At 66.1% G+C, this 14,934-nt stretch carries 14 protein-coding genes; 13 read left to right on the top strand and 1 reads right to left on the bottom strand.

The genetic code is table 11. The features are described from left to right. Window positions 1–40: 40 nt before the first annotated feature. On the top strand, window positions 41–2,824 hold the full coding sequence (locus tag AC1DT7_RS17835) for a TonB-dependent receptor domain-containing protein (RefSeq protein WP_478037456.1): 2,784 nt from the start codon (window positions 41–43) through the stop codon (window positions 2,822–2,824). A gap of 46 nt (window positions 2,825–2,870) precedes the next feature. On the opposite strand, the gene AC1DT7_RS17830 is transcribed toward AC1DT7_RS17835, so the two are convergent. Further along, window positions 2,871–3,551 (bottom strand): prolyl hydroxylase family protein, encoded by a 681-nt coding sequence (locus AC1DT7_RS17830; RefSeq protein WP_478037454.1) that lies wholly within the window; start codon window positions 3,549–3,551, stop codon window positions 2,871–2,873. Window positions 3,552–3,688: 137 nt separating this feature from the next. On the opposite strand from AC1DT7_RS17830, the gene AC1DT7_RS17825 reads away from it, so the two are divergent. From AC1DT7_RS17825 to AC1DT7_RS17770, 12 genes are all read left to right on the top strand, one after another. Then, window positions 3,689–4,552, top strand: a complete 864-nt coding sequence (locus AC1DT7_RS17825) for a type II secretion system protein N (RefSeq protein ID WP_478037453.1) — start codon at window positions 3,689–3,691, stop codon at window positions 4,550–4,552. Then, entirely contained in the window at window positions 4,549–6,747 is a 2,199-nt protein-coding gene (gspD, locus tag AC1DT7_RS17820) for a type II secretion system secretin GspD (RefSeq protein WP_478037452.1), read from the top strand. Before AC1DT7_RS17825 ends, gspD begins: the two co-directional genes overlap by 4 nt. A 77-nt stretch (window positions 6,748–6,824) precedes the next feature. Continuing rightward, complete coding sequence (locus AC1DT7_RS17815) at window positions 6,825–8,333, top strand: GspE/PulE family protein (RefSeq protein WP_478037494.1); 1,509 nt, start codon at window positions 6,825–6,827, stop codon at window positions 8,331–8,333. Then, the gene (gene gspF, locus AC1DT7_RS17810) at window positions 8,326–9,555 is read left to right on the top strand and encodes a type II secretion system inner membrane protein GspF (protein ID WP_478037450.1); all 1,230 of its coding nucleotides are present in this window, start codon (window positions 8,326–8,328) and stop codon (window positions 9,553–9,555) included. Before AC1DT7_RS17815 ends, gspF begins: the two co-directional genes overlap by 8 nt. Then, a complete protein-coding gene (gene gspG, locus AC1DT7_RS17805; RefSeq protein ID WP_478037449.1) occupies window positions 9,552–10,013 on the top strand; it encodes a type II secretion system major pseudopilin GspG in 462 nt (153 codons plus the stop codon). The genes gspF and gspG overlap by 4 nt, the downstream gene beginning before the upstream one ends. A gap of 72 nt (window positions 10,014–10,085) precedes the next feature. Beyond that, a complete protein-coding gene (locus AC1DT7_RS17800) occupies window positions 10,086–10,496 on the top strand; it encodes a GspH/FimT family pseudopilin (protein WP_478037448.1) in 411 nt (136 codons plus the stop codon). Beyond that, entirely contained in the window at window positions 10,496–10,903 is a 408-nt protein-coding gene (gene gspI, locus AC1DT7_RS17795) for a type II secretion system minor pseudopilin GspI (RefSeq protein ID WP_478037446.1), read from the top strand. Before AC1DT7_RS17800 ends, gspI begins: the two co-directional genes overlap by 1 nt. Further along, the gene (gspJ, locus tag AC1DT7_RS17790; protein WP_478037445.1) at window positions 10,900–11,592 is read left to right on the top strand and encodes a type II secretion system minor pseudopilin GspJ; all 693 of its coding nucleotides are present in this window, start codon (window positions 10,900–10,902) and stop codon (window positions 11,590–11,592) included. The genes gspI and gspJ overlap by 4 nt, the downstream gene beginning before the upstream one ends. Then, window positions 11,579–12,568, top strand: coding sequence for a type II secretion system minor pseudopilin GspK (gspK, locus tag AC1DT7_RS17785; RefSeq protein ID WP_478037444.1), 990 nt, complete (start codon window positions 11,579–11,581; stop codon window positions 12,566–12,568). The genes gspJ and gspK overlap by 14 nt, the downstream gene beginning before the upstream one ends. Next, on the top strand, window positions 12,565–13,659 hold the full coding sequence (gene gspL / locus AC1DT7_RS17780) for a type II secretion system protein GspL (RefSeq protein ID WP_478037442.1): 1,095 nt from the start codon (window positions 12,565–12,567) through the stop codon (window positions 13,657–13,659). Before gspK ends, gspL begins: the two co-directional genes overlap by 4 nt. Then, window positions 13,656–14,135 carry a type II secretion system protein GspM gene (gene gspM, locus AC1DT7_RS17775; RefSeq protein ID WP_478037440.1) on the top strand — a complete coding sequence of 160 codons (480 nt, stop codon included), beginning with the start codon at window positions 13,656–13,658 and terminating at the stop codon, window positions 14,133–14,135. Before gspL ends, gspM begins: the two co-directional genes overlap by 4 nt. Further along, on the top strand, window positions 14,132–14,857 hold the full coding sequence (locus tag AC1DT7_RS17770) for a type II secretion system protein N (RefSeq protein ID WP_478037439.1): 726 nt from the start codon (window positions 14,132–14,134) through the stop codon (window positions 14,855–14,857). The genes gspM and AC1DT7_RS17770 overlap by 4 nt, the downstream gene beginning before the upstream one ends. Window positions 14,858–14,934 lie beyond the last annotated feature (77 nt).

Below are 14,934 nucleotides of genomic sequence, written 5' to 3'. Positions count from 1 at the left end.
CCGGCGTTTGCCTATTAAATATCGATCGGGATTTCAGGCCATGCAGAAGCGCCTCTCCTATGGAACGCTCCTTCTCCTAACGTCCACGCTGGTCGCGCCGGCCGCGCTGGCGCAGACTTCGGGTGGCGCCACACCGGCACCAACGGCACCGCCGGCGGCACAGACCACGCCAGCGCCCACGGCTGACGCCGCGGCGCAGGATCAGGGCAATCCCGAAGCCGAGGTCGAGGTCTCCAGCCCTGGCTTCGACTCGTCGGCTGGCGAAGACATCGTTGTTATCGGCCGCAACATCCCCAACGTCATTCGCGCCACGCCGCAGGTGGTCTCGGTGCTGTCGAGCGCCGACATCGCGCGTACCGGGGAAGGCGACATCGCCGGCGCCCTCACGCGCGTCACCGGTCTCAGCGTCGTCGGCGGCGGCTTCGTCTATGTGCGCGGCCTGGGCGATCGTTATTCGTCCTCGCTGCTCAACGGCCTGCCCCTGCCGAGCCCCGAGCCGCTCCGCCGCTCCGTGCCGCTCGACATCTTCCCGACCGGCCTGATCGGCTCGGCACTCGTCCAGAAGACCTATTCGGTGAGCTATCCCGGCGAATTCGGCGGCGGCGTGATCAACCTCACGACCAAGGCGATCCCGGACGAGGATTTCATCACGGTCGGTGGCTCCGTCACGGCCGACACCGCGACGACCAACCAGCTCGGATACACCTATGCCGGCGGCAAGCGGGACTGGATCGGTTACGACGACGGCACCCGCAAGGTGCCCGACTTCATCCGCAACGCGCCGAACGGCAGCGGCATCATTCCGAGCAGCCAAGTCGAGGCGCTCAGCAACGCCAGCACTACGCTGCTCCAGCGCAACGATCACCTGCCGGCGAACTTCTCGGGCGAATTAAGCGCCGGCACGTCGTTCGACCTGGGCGGCGGCCGTATGGGTATCATCGCCTCGGCAGGCGCAAGCAACACCTTCCGTACCCGGTCGACGACGCAGCAGGATTCGGTCTCGGAGGACGGGACGCTGCGTAACGATTACCGGACGGTGCTGACCGACAACCGCGTCATCACCAASGGTCTGCTCGGTCTCGGCTATGAATTCGGCGAGAACAAGCTCCGCTGGACCAATGTTTATATCCACGACACGCTGAAGCAAGGCCGCGCCTCGGCCGCGACCCTGTACAACAATCCGAGCGGGCTGCGTTTCCAGCAGAACACCAACTGGTTCGAACGCCAGCTATTCGAGACGCAGATGGTCGGCGAGTTCAAGTTCAGCGATGCCCTGAAGCTCGATGTGCGCGGCGCTTACGCCAACTCGAAGCGCGATGCGCCGTATGAGCGCCAGTTCGATTATCTCTGTTCCAACCGCACCACGACCGGCCTGCCAATCACCGTTCAGACCCCGAATCCGGGGGAAGGGCAGCAATGCGACGGCGCGTTCCAGGTAACGCCGCGCTTCTCGCCTTTCGCCTCGATCATCTTCAGCACGCTGGACGAGGATCTCTATAGCGGCCAGGGCGACCTGACGTTCAAGGTGCCGACCGACGGCCGTGCGCTTACCCTGTCGACCGGCTATAACTACACCGATACCAGCCGCACTTCGACCCGCCTGCAGTTCAACTATCAGACCTCGGCGGGTGGCGGCACCGTGCCGGGCTACCCGTGGAACCTGTTGCGACCGGACTATCTGCTGTCGATCGACTCGATCCGCGCCAACAATATCGAGCTGCAGTTCAGCACGCCGCTCGGCGCTTACGCCTATGACGCGTCGCTCCGCATCCATGCGGGCTATGTCCAGGCCGAGATGGACCTGTTCGAAGGCGTACGCGGCACCGTGGGCGTGCGTTACGAAAAGGCCGACGAGCGTGTAACGCCAATCGGCGCAGCCACCACGCGGTTGAACAACGAATATTCCCTGCCGGCGGCGACGCTGACATGGAACTTCGCGAGCGACATGCAGCTTCGGGCGAGCGCGTCCAAGACGATCTCGCGCCCGCAGTTCCGCGAACTCGCGCCGCAGCAGTTCCGCGATCCGGATTCGGATCGACTGTTCTTCGGTAACCCTCTGCTGCGGGACTCGGAGCTCCTGAACTTCGAAGCGCGCTATGAATGGTTCTTCGCGCGCGATCAGCGCATCACCCTGGGCGGCTTCTACAAGAAGATCGACAATCCGATCGAGCAGGTCGGCTTCTACACCGGCTCGGACGATCGTCTGCAGACCGGCTTCACCAACCTGCCCAAGGCGAAGCTCTACGGCGCCGAAGTCGAGCTCCAGAAATATTTCGCGCTCGATTTCCTCAATTCGGATTTCTTCGCGAGCCGCCGCATCGTCCTGATCGCGAACTATACCTATTCGAAATCGTCGATCACGGCGGGTAGCGAGTGCGCGCCCAACGTGCTCGGCCAGACGCTGGGTGGCTGCCAGACCGGCTTCGGCCCGGCCGGGCTGCAATTCCGCGATGGCGCACCGCTGACCGGTCAGTCCGAGCATCTGGCGAATGTCCAGATCGGCATCGAAGACAAGGAGTCGCTGTCCCAGGCGACGTTGTTGTTCAACTATGCCAGCGACCGCGTGACCAATCGTGGCCCGTCGAACCTGAGCGGCGTCGGTTTTCAGCCCGACATCGTCGAGCATCCTGGCATCCGTCTCGATTTTGTCGCCCGGCAGGGCTTCAAGCTGCTGGGCGGTGCGTGGGAGATAAAGGCCGAAGCGCGTAACCTCACCAAGACCCGCTTCCAGGAAGGCCAGACCTTCGCCAGCGGCAAGACGGTCTATGCCAATCGCTACACGCTTGGCCGGACCTTCTCGCTCGGGCTCAGCACGACCTTCTGATGCAGCAGTACCCCCGCTTCCGCCTCACGGCGGTGGCGGGGTTTCGTCACCAGCCCCAGGGCCGTTCGCGGAACCATTTGGTGATGACATATTTCACGCCGCTGCGGACCTTCATCCCCTGATGGATCGTTGCGGGATTGAGGCTCCCGTCGGGGCGACGATTGTTCCAGGCGAGGAGCTTGCCTGTCTCCGGCTGGACGATCTTGTCGATCGCCTTGAACCGCGTAGCGCCACCCGCTTCGGGTTCGTTGAGGTAGATCATCACCGTCCAGGTGCGGTTGCCCGCAACGCCGCAATAGCGTTCATAATCCGCACCCGACGGCTCGAAATAGTCTGTATGCCCCTTGAACTCCTGCCCAACAGCATAGCGCTGGCCCTGTATCGGTTCGCCAAAGACGGGGTCGAGGCCGGTGAGCGCGGCGATCCGTGCCTCGACTTCGGCCGTCACTGGATCGAGGGGGTCGAGGTCACAGGTCTCGCTGGTGCGAAAGGCGGCATCGCCATTAGGGTCGGAGATGGTCGAGGGGCGCCGCACCGCGTCGATCATCGAGATCACGGCGGCGCAGGTTTCCGGATCTAGGAAGCCTCGGTTGAGGAACAGGGTCAGCTTCGGGCTTGGCACGCGTTGCACGCCGGGCAGGGCAGTGAGGTGCCGGGTCAGGCCTTCCGATGGAAGTCCGGACCCGAAAGGGGACGAAGATGCGGCGCATTGGGGGGCAGAAGTCATCGGAGATGATGGTGCCAAAAACATCGCGTCTTTTCCAGTGTGTCGACGTATAGGATTGGTGTCGCGGATGGTTCACAGGAACGACGTACGACTGTAACAATCGCCACCTAGCAGGTTCGCGATCGGGGATTTTCCGCATGCGTTTGGTTCTGGATGCGCGGGCTCGCGCGCTGTTGCGGCGGCTGCCTCGCACCAACGTCTATACGGCGGCTGAACTGGTGCTGCTTGCGGCGCTGGCCGTGCAATGCGCCCGGCTGTTCTGGGTGTTGGTCACGCCGGTGGGGGCGCTCGGCGCATGGCAACCGGTCCAGCCGGGCTTCTCCGGCTCGCCCACCGCAGTGCTGCAGGGTTTCGACCCCTTCTTCCGGATGAGCGGCGGTGCCGACAACAAGACCGTGGTGGTGACCTCGCTCCAACTCACGCTGTTCGGCACGCGAGTGAACGAGGCGATGGGTGGCGGCTCTGCGATCATCGCAGGCCCGGACGGCGTCCAGCAGAGCTTTGCTGTCGGCGACGAGATTAGCCCGGGCGTCACGCTCAAGGCGGTGGCGTTCGATCACGTCACGATCGACCGCGGCGGAGCGGCGGAGGATCTGTTTCTCGACCAGAGCGGATCGGTTCAGCCGGTCGCCCCGCCGCCGTCCGAAACCACGCCGTCCTTGTTGCCGAGCGCGCCTGCCTTGCCGGGGCTGCCGAATGTGCCAAACGCCAGGGCGGGCCTGACGCCAACCCAGCTCCGCGCCGATATCGGTTTCATCCCGCGCGTCGACGCGGGCAAGATCAGCGGTCTTGTCGTGCGTCCGCAGGGTTCCGGCACCGCCTTCCGCCAGGCCGGTTTGCGCGAAGGCGATGTCATCACCGCTATCAACGGTCGCCCGGTGACAGGCCAGGGCGACATGGAACAACTCGGCGCGCAGATCGGGAAGGGCGGCACCATCCCTGTCACCGTCGAGCGCGGCAACGATACCCTTTCTCTCACCCTCACGATCGCGGGCCAATGAAAAACCTTATTCTTGCACCCGTCCTGGCAACCGTGCTGGTCGGCACGGTTTCCGCGCAGACGACGATGAACGTGCGCGATGCCGATATCCGCGCCTTCATCGCCGATGCGGCGCGCGTCACTGGACGGACGTTCATTATCGACGCGCGTGTGCAGGGCAAGGTGACGGTCGTCACCGATCGCCCGCTGTCGCGTTCCGAATATTTTGAAGTGTTCCTGTCCACGCTTCGGGCCAATGGCCTGGTCGCCGTGCCAACCTCGAACGGCGCCTTTCGCATCCAGCCGAGCGACAATTCCGCGTCTCAGCCAAGCCGTATCGGATCGGCCGGCGCGGCGCGCAACAGCCTGGTCACCGAGATTGTGCGGCTGCGCGCGATCGACGCTGCCTCGGCGGTCGATACCGTCCGGGCGCTGGTCAGCGCGCAGGGATCGGTCACCGCCAATCGCGGCGGCAACTCTGTCGTGATCGTCGATTTCGCGGACAATGTGCGCCGTGTGCGCGAGGTGCTGCGGCGGATCGATACCGACAATAATTCCACCCGGGTCATCGCACTGAAGAATGCCGGTGCGCGCGAGATTGCGACGGCGCTCCAGGCGCTGGTCGGAACGAGCGGGCAGGGGGCGACCCCGGGCGGTGGCCAGAGTGTCAGCGTCGTGGCGATCGTCGGCTCCAATTCGGTCGCGTTGCGCGGCGATCCGTCATCGGTCGCGCGTCTCGCCACCGTTGCGGAGGATCTCGACGGCCGCGCCAAGAACGGCACCGAGATCAAGGTCGTCTTCCTGGAAAACGCAGATGCCGAACAGCTTCTGCCGGTGCTCCAGCAACTCGTCGGCCAGACGCCGAGCCAGCCGACCCAGTCCAACACCCTGTCGCGCTCCAATTTCGGCGGCACTGGCAATAATGACAGCCAGCCGTCGAGCATGCCGGCGCCGGTTCAGCAGGCGGCGCCCGCTGCTGCTGGCGGCGGTAGCGGTCAGCCTGCCATCGTTGCCGAGGGCGGTCGCACTGCGGCGGTGGTGACCCGTTTCACCGGCGCCAACGCGATCGTCATCGCCGCCCCGGCCGAGGTGCAGCGCCAGCTTTCCGAGGTGGTCCGCCAGCTTGATACGCGGCGCGAGCAGGTGCTGGTCGAGGCGATCGTCGCCGAGGTTTCCGATGCGACGGCAAGCAAGCTGGGCGTCCAGTTCCTGCTCGCCGGCCTGCCGGGGAGTGGCGTGCCCACCTTCGCCACCGCGTACAGCAATTCGGCGCCCAATCTGCTGACCATCGCCGGCGCGATCGGCGCTCGCTCGCTTGCGACCAGCACCACGACAGTCAACGGCACCACGACCGTCACCACCAATGGCAGCGCGGTCGGTGATTCCCTTGCGCAGTCGGCGCTGAACTCGATCCTCGGCGCATCGGGCGGCTTTGGTGGTGGTGCCTTTAATATCGGCAAGGACGCGATTTTCGGCACGATCATCAGCGCGGTCAAATCCGATACCACGTCGAACCTGCTTCAGGCGCCCTCGCTGACCACGCTCGACAATCAGCCGGCGCGTATCCTGGTCGGCCAGGAAATCCCGATCACCACCGGCCAGGCGCTGTCGACCAATTTCGACAACGCCTTCCGCACCGTGCAGCGCGAGAATGTCGGTATCCAGCTGGAGGTGCGGCCGCAGGTCAATTCGTCGGGTGCGATCAAGCTGTTCCTGCACCAGCAGGTCAGCAGCATCGCCGGCCCGGTGTCGAGCGACAATAGCGACCTTATCCTCAACAAACGCGAGGTGGAGACCACACTCACGGTCGATGACGGCCAGATCGCGATCATCGGTGGCCTGCTCAGCGATGATGAGCGGCGCACGATCGAGAAGGTGCCGTTTCTCGGCGACTTGCCCGGCATCGGCCAGCTGTTCCGCTCGAAGGCGAAGCAGCGTACCAAGACCAATCTGATGATCTTCATCCGCCCGACCGTGCTGCGCACGCCCGAGGACAGCCGCAAGGTCGCGGAGCGGCGCTATGGTTATCTGCGCCTCCAGCAGGCGGGGCAAAACCCCGAATCGGAGCCGAGCATCGATCAGCTCGTACGTGATTATATGGGCGCCGCGGCGCCCTTACCGGCGGCTGGCACGCCGGGCGGGATCGAGGATCCACGCGTTGCCGTGCCGATAATGCGCAACTCGACCCGGATTGTACGGCCGGCGGGGGACAAGTGATGCAGATCGCCCAGGGAAACACGGAAGACGCAGCGGAGCCGCTGATATTGGAGGAGGGCACGCCGTTGCCCGATCGCATGATCGCCATTCCCTATGGCTTTGCCAGGCGCTTCGGTGTCGCGCTCGAGATCGGTGACGGCAGCCATTTGTCGATTGCCATGCGCGAAGGCTCGGACCCCAAGGTCCTGCTCGAACTGCGCCGCCATCTCGCCCGGCCGTTCGACGTCAGCTTCGTGAGCCCCGAGGATTTCGACCGCCTTCTGTCGGATCGTTATGCCATGGACGGCCAGGCCGCTGCCGTCGCCGCGGGTACGCTCGGCCTGGGTGATGAGCTCGACCTGCTCGCCGGCGATCTGCCCACGGCCGACGACCTGCTCGACACGGCCGACGACGCGCCCGCGATCCGCCTGATCAACGGGATCATCGCCGATGCGGCGCGCAACGGCGTATCGGACATCCATATCGAGCCATACGAGACCGGCCTGGTCGTGCGCATGCGCATCGACGGCGTGCTGCGCGAGACGCTGCGTATGCCGCCGCATGTCGCGCCGGTGGTGGTTAGCCGGGTGAAGGTCATGGCGCGCCTCGACATCGCCGAGCGTCGCGTTCCACAGGACGGCCGTATCGGCCTGACGCTCGGCGGCAAGCTGCTCGACGTGCGCGTCTCGACCCTGCCGAGCCGGGCGGGCGAGCGCGTGGTCCTGCGTATCCTCGACAAGGAGAATGCGGGGATCACGCTCGACGTGCTCGGCATGACCGCCGCGATCAACACCATGCTGAAGGGCGCGCTGTCCGAGCCGAACGGTATCATCCTGGTCACCGGCCCGACGGGTTCGGGCAAGACGACCACGCTCTACGCCGCGCTGCGCCTGCTCAACGACGGCAGCCGGAACATCCTGACGGTCGAGGATCCGGTCGAATATGCCATGGACGGCATCGGCCAGACTCAGGTGAACCCCAAGGTCGGCCTGACCTTCGCCGCCGGACTGCGCGCGATCCTGCGCCAGGATCCGGACGTGGTGATGGTCGGCGAAATCCGTGACCGCGAGACGGCCGAGATCGCGGTCCAGGCCTCGCTCACCGGCCATCTCGTGCTCTCGACGGTTCACACCAACGACGCGGTCGGCGCGATCACCCGTATGCGCGACATGAAGGTCGAACCGTTCTTGCTCGCCTCTACGCTGCGTGCGGTCATCGCCCAGCGCCTCGTGCGTAAGCTGTGCGAGCATTGCCGCCGCCCGGTCCAGGCCAGCGGCTCGGTGTCGGCCCTGCTCGGCTTCGATGTCGGCGCGGTGGTCTATGAACCAGTCGGTTGCGAGCATTGCCAGGGATCGGGCTTCAAGGGCCGGATCGGCGTGTTCGAAGCGATCCGCGTCGACGAAACGATCCGCCGCCTGATCAATGACGGCGGTGATGAGGCGATCATCGCTCGCCATGCCTTCCTCCACTCGCCCAATCTCGGCTCGGCCGCGCGGCAGCTCGTGCGCGAGGGGCTGACCACGCCCGAGGAAGCGGTCCGGGTCTCGCGCCGCGACATGGCCGATGTCGAGGCGCCCTTGGTGGTGGATGCGCCGTCGAATGGCTGATTTCGACTATCTGGCGATCGATACGCGGGGGCGCGAGACGCGGGGGCATATCGCCGCCGAGTCGATCGACGACGCGCGTGTCCTGCTGGATAAGAAACGCCTTTACGTCGTGAAGGTCGAGCCGGGTTCGGGCCCGGCCAAGACCCGGGGTAAGCCGCTGCTGTCCGACTTCCGTCTCGGCGGGAAGAAGATGGGCGCGAAGCAACTCGCCTTGTTCACCCGCCAACTCGCGACACTCAACCGGGTGTCGCCGCTCGAGGAATCGCTTCGCACCATTACCCGCCAGACCGAGCAGGAGGCGGTGCGCACCATCGTCGCATCGGTTCATGCCGGCGTCGTCGAGGGGCGTCGCCTCGCCGAGGCGATGGGGCGCGAGCCGAAGAGTTTCCCGCCGCTCTACCGCGCCATGGTCTCGGCCGGCGAGCGTTCCGGTTCGCTACCGGTGATCCTCGAACGCCTCTCGGTGCTGCTCGAACGCCAGGCCGAGATCAACGGCAAGATCATCACTACGCTTGCCTATCCCGCGGTGCTCGCGGTGGTAGCGATGGGCGTGGTCACGGCGCTGATGATGTTCGTGGTGCCGCAGGTGGTCGAGCAGTTCGATACGGTTGGGCAGGAATTGCCGCTGCTCACCAAGATCGTGATCGGCATCTCGGCTTTTCTCGTCGGCTATTGGTGGGCGATCCTGATCGCGATCGCGCTCAGTATCTTCGGTGCCTGGCGTGCGCTCAAGGATCCGGGGATCAGGCTCGCTTTCGATAGCTGGCTGCTTCGGCTCCCGCTGCTCGGTCGGCTGATCCGCGATCTCCACGCCGCGCGCATGGCCCGCACCCTCGCGACGATGATCGCCAGCCGCCTGCCGTTGCTCGAGGGGCTGACCCTGACGGCGGGCACGATCAACAATCGCCGCCTGCGGATCGCCTCGGACGAGATCGTCGAATCGATCCGGGGCGGCGGCAGCCTCTCGGCCGCGATGCGCCGCGCTGGCGTGTTCCCGCCGCTGCTGACCTATCTCGCCGCCTCTGGCGAGACGGCCGGCCAGCTCGACGACATGCTCGAACGCGCCGCCGATTATCTCGAGCGCGAGTTCGACCGCTTCACCGCGACGGCGCTGTCGCTGCTCGAACCTGCGATCATCGTGCTGATGGGCGGGATCGTGGCCACCATCGTTCTTTCCATCCTGCTGCCGATCCTGCAGCTCAACACGCTTGCCGGCCAATGAGGACCAGTATGAAGAATCCCCGCACCACCCCGATCCGGAAGCGTCGCCGTGAAGAAGGCTTCACCCTCGTAGAGCTGATGGTCGTAATCGTCATTCTCGGGCTGCTCGCGACGATCGTCGCGATCAACGTCATCCCGAGCGGCGAGAAGGCCAAGGTCATCAAGGCCAAGACCGACATCTCGACGATCGAAGGCGCGCTCGACAATTACAAGCTGCAGAACGACGTCTATCCGTCGACCGCCCAGGGCCTGCAGGCGCTCGTCTCGGCACCCTCTGGTGCCGATCCTGCCAAATATCAGCGCGGCGGCTATATCAAGCGCCTGCCTGACGATCCCTGGGGCCGCCCCTATCTCTATGCCTCGCCCGGCCAGCATGGCGACGCGGACATCTGGACGCTCGGTGCGGACAACAAGGAAGGCGGCGAGGGCACCGACGCCGATATCGGCAGCTGGCAGTAATTGTCACGGGCGCCCGCCCTTACGAGAAACCGGCCGCGCGAGCGTGACCGTGGTTTCACCCTCATCGAGCTGATGATCGTCATCACGATCATCGGGCTGGCGTCGGCTGCCGTCGTCTGGGCATTGCCGGATCCGCGCGGTCGCCTGCTCGATGAGGCCTCGCGCTTCGCGGCGCGGGCACAGGCGGCGCAGCAATCGGCGATCATCGACGCACATCCGGTGAGCCTGTGGGTCTCCGGTGGCGGCTATGGCTTCGACGAGCGGGTAGGGGGCAGATGGGCGCCGATCGCCGAAAAGCCGCTGCGCGTGACCAGCTGGGGCAGGGGTACGCGCGCGGTGGTGACCGATACCGGCGGCCGCCAGCGGGTCATGTTCGACACGACCGGCCTGGCGGATCGCCCGCTCGACGTCCGGCTGAAGCGCGATGACGTGGAAGTGGCGATTCGCATCGCCGCCGACGGCTCGGTGAAGGTCGGCAGCTGATGGTACCCCGGGGGTCTTTCCATCATTGGCGTCCTGCCGAGCGCGGTTTCACGCTGATCGAGATGATGGTCGCGCTGGCGGTGTTCAGCCTGGCTGCGCTCGCGCTGATCCGGCTTGAAGGCGCGACGATCCGCGGTACCTCCATCCTCGATTCGACACTCACCGCGCAGATGGTCGCCCGCAACGTCGCGATCGAGGCGATGACCGACGCCAAGCCGCCCGCGGTCGGCATCGCGAAGGGCGCCGAACAGAATGGCGGCAAGATATGGTCCTGGACGCGCGAGACCCGCGCGACGGCCGATGCACGCATCCTGCGCATCGACGTGCAGGTCGATGACGCCGCTGGCAGCCGCCAGGGGCATCTCACTGTAGTGCGCGCGGCGACGATCGGAGGGGCGGCATCGTGAAGCGCTCCACCGAACACGGCTTCACGCCCGTGAGGCGCTCCGCCGAACACGGCTTCATGCCCGTGAGGCGTTCCGCCGAACACGGCTTCACGCTTGTAGAAGTCATGATCTCCCTCCTGATCTTCGGCTTGCTCGCCGCATCGGGTGTCGCGCTGCTGTCGTTCAGTGTGCGTGCTCAGGCCGCGACCGACGCGAAGCTCGACGATGTACAGGCGCTCAACCGCTTGTCCTCGTCCCTGGCGGCCGATCTTGCCCAGGCCACCGAGCGCCAGACCCGCAACGAGTCGGGCGATCTCTTGCCGGCCTTCACCGGCGAATCGGGATCGGCCACTACGCCGATGGTCCGCCTGGTACGGGCGGGCTGGAGCAATCTCGACGCTGCCCCGCGTCCCGGCGAGCAGAAGGTCGAATATCGCGTCGCCAACGGGGCGCTCGAACGGGTTGCCTATCCGATGCTCGACGGCGCCTTGCCATTGTCGCCCGCCGTGATGCTGACGCATGTTCGCCAGGTCTCGCTGCGGTACCGGATCAACGGCGCGTGGAGTGACCGCTGGCAGGGTACGCCAATCTACGCATTGCCCCAGGCGATGGAGATGCGCGTCCTGCGCGACGACGGGGTCGAGTTCCGGCAGGTGTTCCTGGTCGGCTCGGGCTATGGCAAGCGGAGGGCGCCCGATGCGGGCAACTGACCGCCATTCCGAGCGCGGTGCGGCCCTGCTGACGGTGCTGCTGCTCGTCGCCCTGATCGCGGTGCTGGCCGGCACCGCGCTGGAGAAACTGCGGATCGCGACGAGGCTCGGCGGCAATGCCATCGCACTCGATCAGGCACGCGCCTATGGGCTGGCGGCGGAGACGCTTGCCCTGACCAAGGTCTCCGACCTGCTGTCACGCGACAAGAGCCGGGTGACCCTGGTCGGCGGCTGGAGCGGCCGGCCGATACCGCTGCCGGTGCCGGGCGGCCTCGCCACCGCCAGGGTCTCGGATGGCGGCAATTGCTTCAATCTCAACAGTCTGGCGGTCGAGACATCGCCCGGTAGCTATGCCTCCTACACCCCGTCACGCCTCCAGTTCGCGCGTCTGATCCGGCTGATCGGCGGATCGGCCGGATCGGCCGACTCAATTGCGGCCGCCGCGTCGGACTGGATCGACAGCGATACCAGCCCGATCGATCTCGGTGCCGAGGACGCGACCTATAGCGGCCAGTCGACGCCCTATCGCACCGCCAACACGCTGATGGCCGATCCGAGCGAGCTGCGCGCCGTGGCCGGCGTAACGCCACAAATCTATGCCAAGCTTCGTCCCTGGATTTGCACCCTGCCGGTGGCCAAGCCGTCGAAGATCAACGTCAACACCCTGCTTCCGGAACAGGCGCCCTTGCTCGCAATGCTGATGCCAGACACCATGACGGTCGAGGCCGCCCGCCAGGTGCTGCTGCGCCGCCCGCCCGACGGCTTCGAAAGCACGCCCGCTTTCTGGAAGCTGCCGTCCCTCGACGCCGTCACCCCCTCGCAGGAAGCCATGGCGCAGACGGCCGTCACCACCGGCTGGTTCTCGTTGCAGGTGAATTCGACGGTGGGCAGCACTGAACTCGAACAACATGCGCTAATCGATGCGACGGAACTTCCCGCGCGCCTTGTCTCGCGGCACTGGGGCGAGCCGTCATGACCGAATCGCTCACGCTCTTCCTGCCGACCGGCACCGCGCCCTGGCGCTGGCTGCGTCTTGCCGATGGTGCCGTCGTGGCCCGTGGCGAAGGGCTGCCCGAACTTCCGGACGCCGAAGAATCGCCGCCGATCGTCATCGTCCCGGCCGAGGCGGTGACGCTGCACTGGGCGGAACTGCCGGATCGGTCGACTGCCCAGGCCGTCACCGCGGCCCGCATGCTGATCGGCGACGCGAGCGCGGCGCCGCTCTCTGAGCTTCATGTCGCGGTCGGGCGGGAGGATGCCCAGGCAGAACGCCCCATCGCGGTTGTCTCCTCCGCACAGATGCAGGCGTGGCTCGATACGCTGGCGACCCACGGCATCGATCCCGCCATGCTGGTGCCGTCGGCGCTGCTGCTGCCACGGCCGGAACAGGGCTATATCCGCGCCGATCTTGGCGGGGAGGGCGTTGTGCGCGGCCCGACCAGCGGCTTTGCCGATGAGGCGCGGCTGACCGAGCTGATAACCGGTGGTGTCGCGCCGACGGTGCTGGCTCGCGAGGAGTTGGAAACCGCCATTGCCGCGGCGCTTGCCGCGCCCGCGCTCGATCTGCGGCAGGGGCCGTTCGCGCGGCGCCGTCGTTTCGCGATCGACTGGAAGCTGATCCGCCGGCTCGGCTGGCTGTCGGTGGCAATCCTCGGCGTGACGCTGCTGATCAGCCTCGCCCAGATCATGAAATACAGCTTCGCCGCCGATTCGGTCGAGCGTCAGGCCGACCTGCTGGCCCGTCAGGGCCTGCCGCGTGGCGAGACGGTCAACGACGCCGATCGCCAGCTCGACACACGCTTGTCCGATCTGCGTGGCGGCGGGGCCGGCTTCAGCCGCACCACGGCTGCAGTGTTTGCGGCGATCCGGTCGGTTCAGGGGGCCGAGGCTCGGACCCTTAATTTTGCGGCCAATGGCGAGTTGCGCGTGACCGTGGCGGCCGAGAGCGAGGGGCAGATCACCGATCTCCGCTCGCGGATCCAGGCCTATGGTTTCGCCGTGCGCCAGAGCACGATCGAATCGAATGCCGGCCGTTTCTCCAGCGAATTGACGGTGACCCCGCGATGATCGAGCGCCTACGCCTCTGGTTTGCCGGGCGCTCGTCGCGCGAGCAGCGCATGCTCTTGGTGATGGTCGCGCTTCTGGCGCTCACGATCGTCTGGGCCGGGATCATCTGGCCGGTGACCGACGGTCTGTCCTCCGCACGCGAGCGTCACGCCGATGCGGTGATTCGACTCGCCGAAACCCAGGCGCGGGTGAAGGAAGTGGAGGCGCTGCAGCGCAACCGGCCGGCGGCGCTCGAGGCGCAGCTCGATTCGGTCGTCCGCGACCGGGCGAACGAGGCCGGCTTCGCCCTGGCCAGCGTGACTCCCGACGGACCGAATCGGGTTCAGATCACCATCGCCACTGCCCGGCCGGGCCTGTTGTTCGGCTGGATCGCCGGGCTGGAGGCAGCCGGTATCCTGGTCGATTCGCTGGCGACCACCGACAATGGCGACAAGACGGTGTCGGCACAGCTCGCGCTGAAGGTGCGCGGGCAATGAGGCGCTTTAGACTAAAGACGGGGCCGCGCGCCTTTTTCGGCGCTGCCTTCGTGATTGCGCTGATCGCGTTCCTGCCGCTTCGGCTCGCCATGGGCTGGTTCGATCTCGGCAATACCGGGCTCACGGCGCGGCAGGTCGAGGGCAGCCTCTGGTACGGCACGCTGCGCGAGGCGAGTTTCGGCGGCGTGGCGCTGGGCGATCTGCGGGCGCGGTTGTCGCCGATCCAGTTGCTGGTCGGACGGGCGCGAATCGATCTGGCGGGGACGGGCAAGGCGGATGCGCGGCCGTTTCGCGGCGCGATCGGCGTCAGCCGCCACAGCTTCGGCATCGACGACCTGACGGCGACTCTCCCCGCAGGTAACGTCTTCGCCCCCATGCCGGTCTCATCGCTTGAATTCGACGACGTCAGCGTCCGCTTCCAAGACGGCAATTGCCAGAAGGCGGAAGGGCGCGTGCGCGCGGCCATCTCGGGCGATCTGGCGGGCGTGAGCCTCGGCCAGGGCATGACGGGAACCGCCCGGTGCGATGCGGGAGCCCTGTTATTGCCGCTCGCCAGTCAGGCGGGCACGGAAAATATCGCGCTCCGTTTATGGCCCAGCGGCCGGTTCCGTGGTGAGTTGACGGTACAGGTGAGCGATCCCGCCGCGATCGAGAAACTGCGGCTCAGCGGCTTCCAGGCCACGCCGAACGGGTACAGGCTATCGATCGAGGGTCGCTTCTGACGCTTTTGGGTTGGCGGTGCGGAATAGGAAACGCTAATCTTGACGGTGCCATGTTTCGCCCGCTAGGGGCGCTGGCT

Source organism: Sphingomonas sp. P3_C6, assembly GCF_056402595.1.
The sequence above is the reverse complement of the archived record's forward strand: the minus strand, read 5'-3'. Positions and strand labels throughout refer to the sequence as shown.

What these genes read in the sequence shown, in the direction of transcription:
- gspM (WP_478037440.1), top strand. Translation starts at nt 13,656, where the DNA reads ATGATCGAGCGCCTACGCCTCTGGTTTGCCGGGCGCTCGTCGCGCGAG.
- AC1DT7_RS17825 (WP_478037453.1), top strand. Translation starts at nt 3,689, where the DNA reads ATGCGTTTGGTTCTGGATGCGCGGGCTCGCGCGCTGTTGCGGCGGCTG.
- AC1DT7_RS17815 (WP_478037494.1), top strand. Translation starts at nt 6,825, where the DNA reads ATGATCGCCATTCCCTATGGCTTTGCCAGGCGCTTCGGTGTCGCGCTC.
- gspL (WP_478037442.1), top strand. Translation starts at nt 12,565, where the DNA reads ATGACCGAATCGCTCACGCTCTTCCTGCCGACCGGCACCGCGCCCTGG.
- gspK (WP_478037444.1), top strand. Translation starts at nt 11,579, where the DNA reads ATGCGGGCAACTGACCGCCATTCCGAGCGCGGTGCGGCCCTGCTGACG.
- gspI (WP_478037446.1), top strand. Translation starts at nt 10,496, where the DNA reads ATGGTACCCCGGGGGTCTTTCCATCATTGGCGTCCTGCCGAGCGCGGT.
- AC1DT7_RS17800 (WP_478037448.1), top strand. Translation starts at nt 10,086, where the DNA reads ATGATCGTCATCACGATCATCGGGCTGGCGTCGGCTGCCGTCGTCTGG.
- AC1DT7_RS17830 (WP_478037454.1), bottom strand. Translation starts at nt 3,551, where the DNA reads ATGACTTCTGCCCCCCAATGCGCCGCATCTTCGTCCCCTTTCGGGTCC.
- AC1DT7_RS17770 (WP_478037439.1), top strand. Translation starts at nt 14,132, where the DNA reads ATGAGGCGCTTTAGACTAAAGACGGGGCCGCGCGCCTTTTTCGGCGCT.
- gspF (WP_478037450.1), top strand. Translation starts at nt 8,326, where the DNA reads ATGGCTGATTTCGACTATCTGGCGATCGATACGCGGGGGCGCGAGACG.
- gspG (WP_478037449.1), top strand. Translation starts at nt 9,552, where the DNA reads ATGAGGACCAGTATGAAGAATCCCCGCACCACCCCGATCCGGAAGCGT.
- gspD (WP_478037452.1), top strand. Translation starts at nt 4,549, where the DNA reads ATGAAAAACCTTATTCTTGCACCCGTCCTGGCAACCGTGCTGGTCGGC.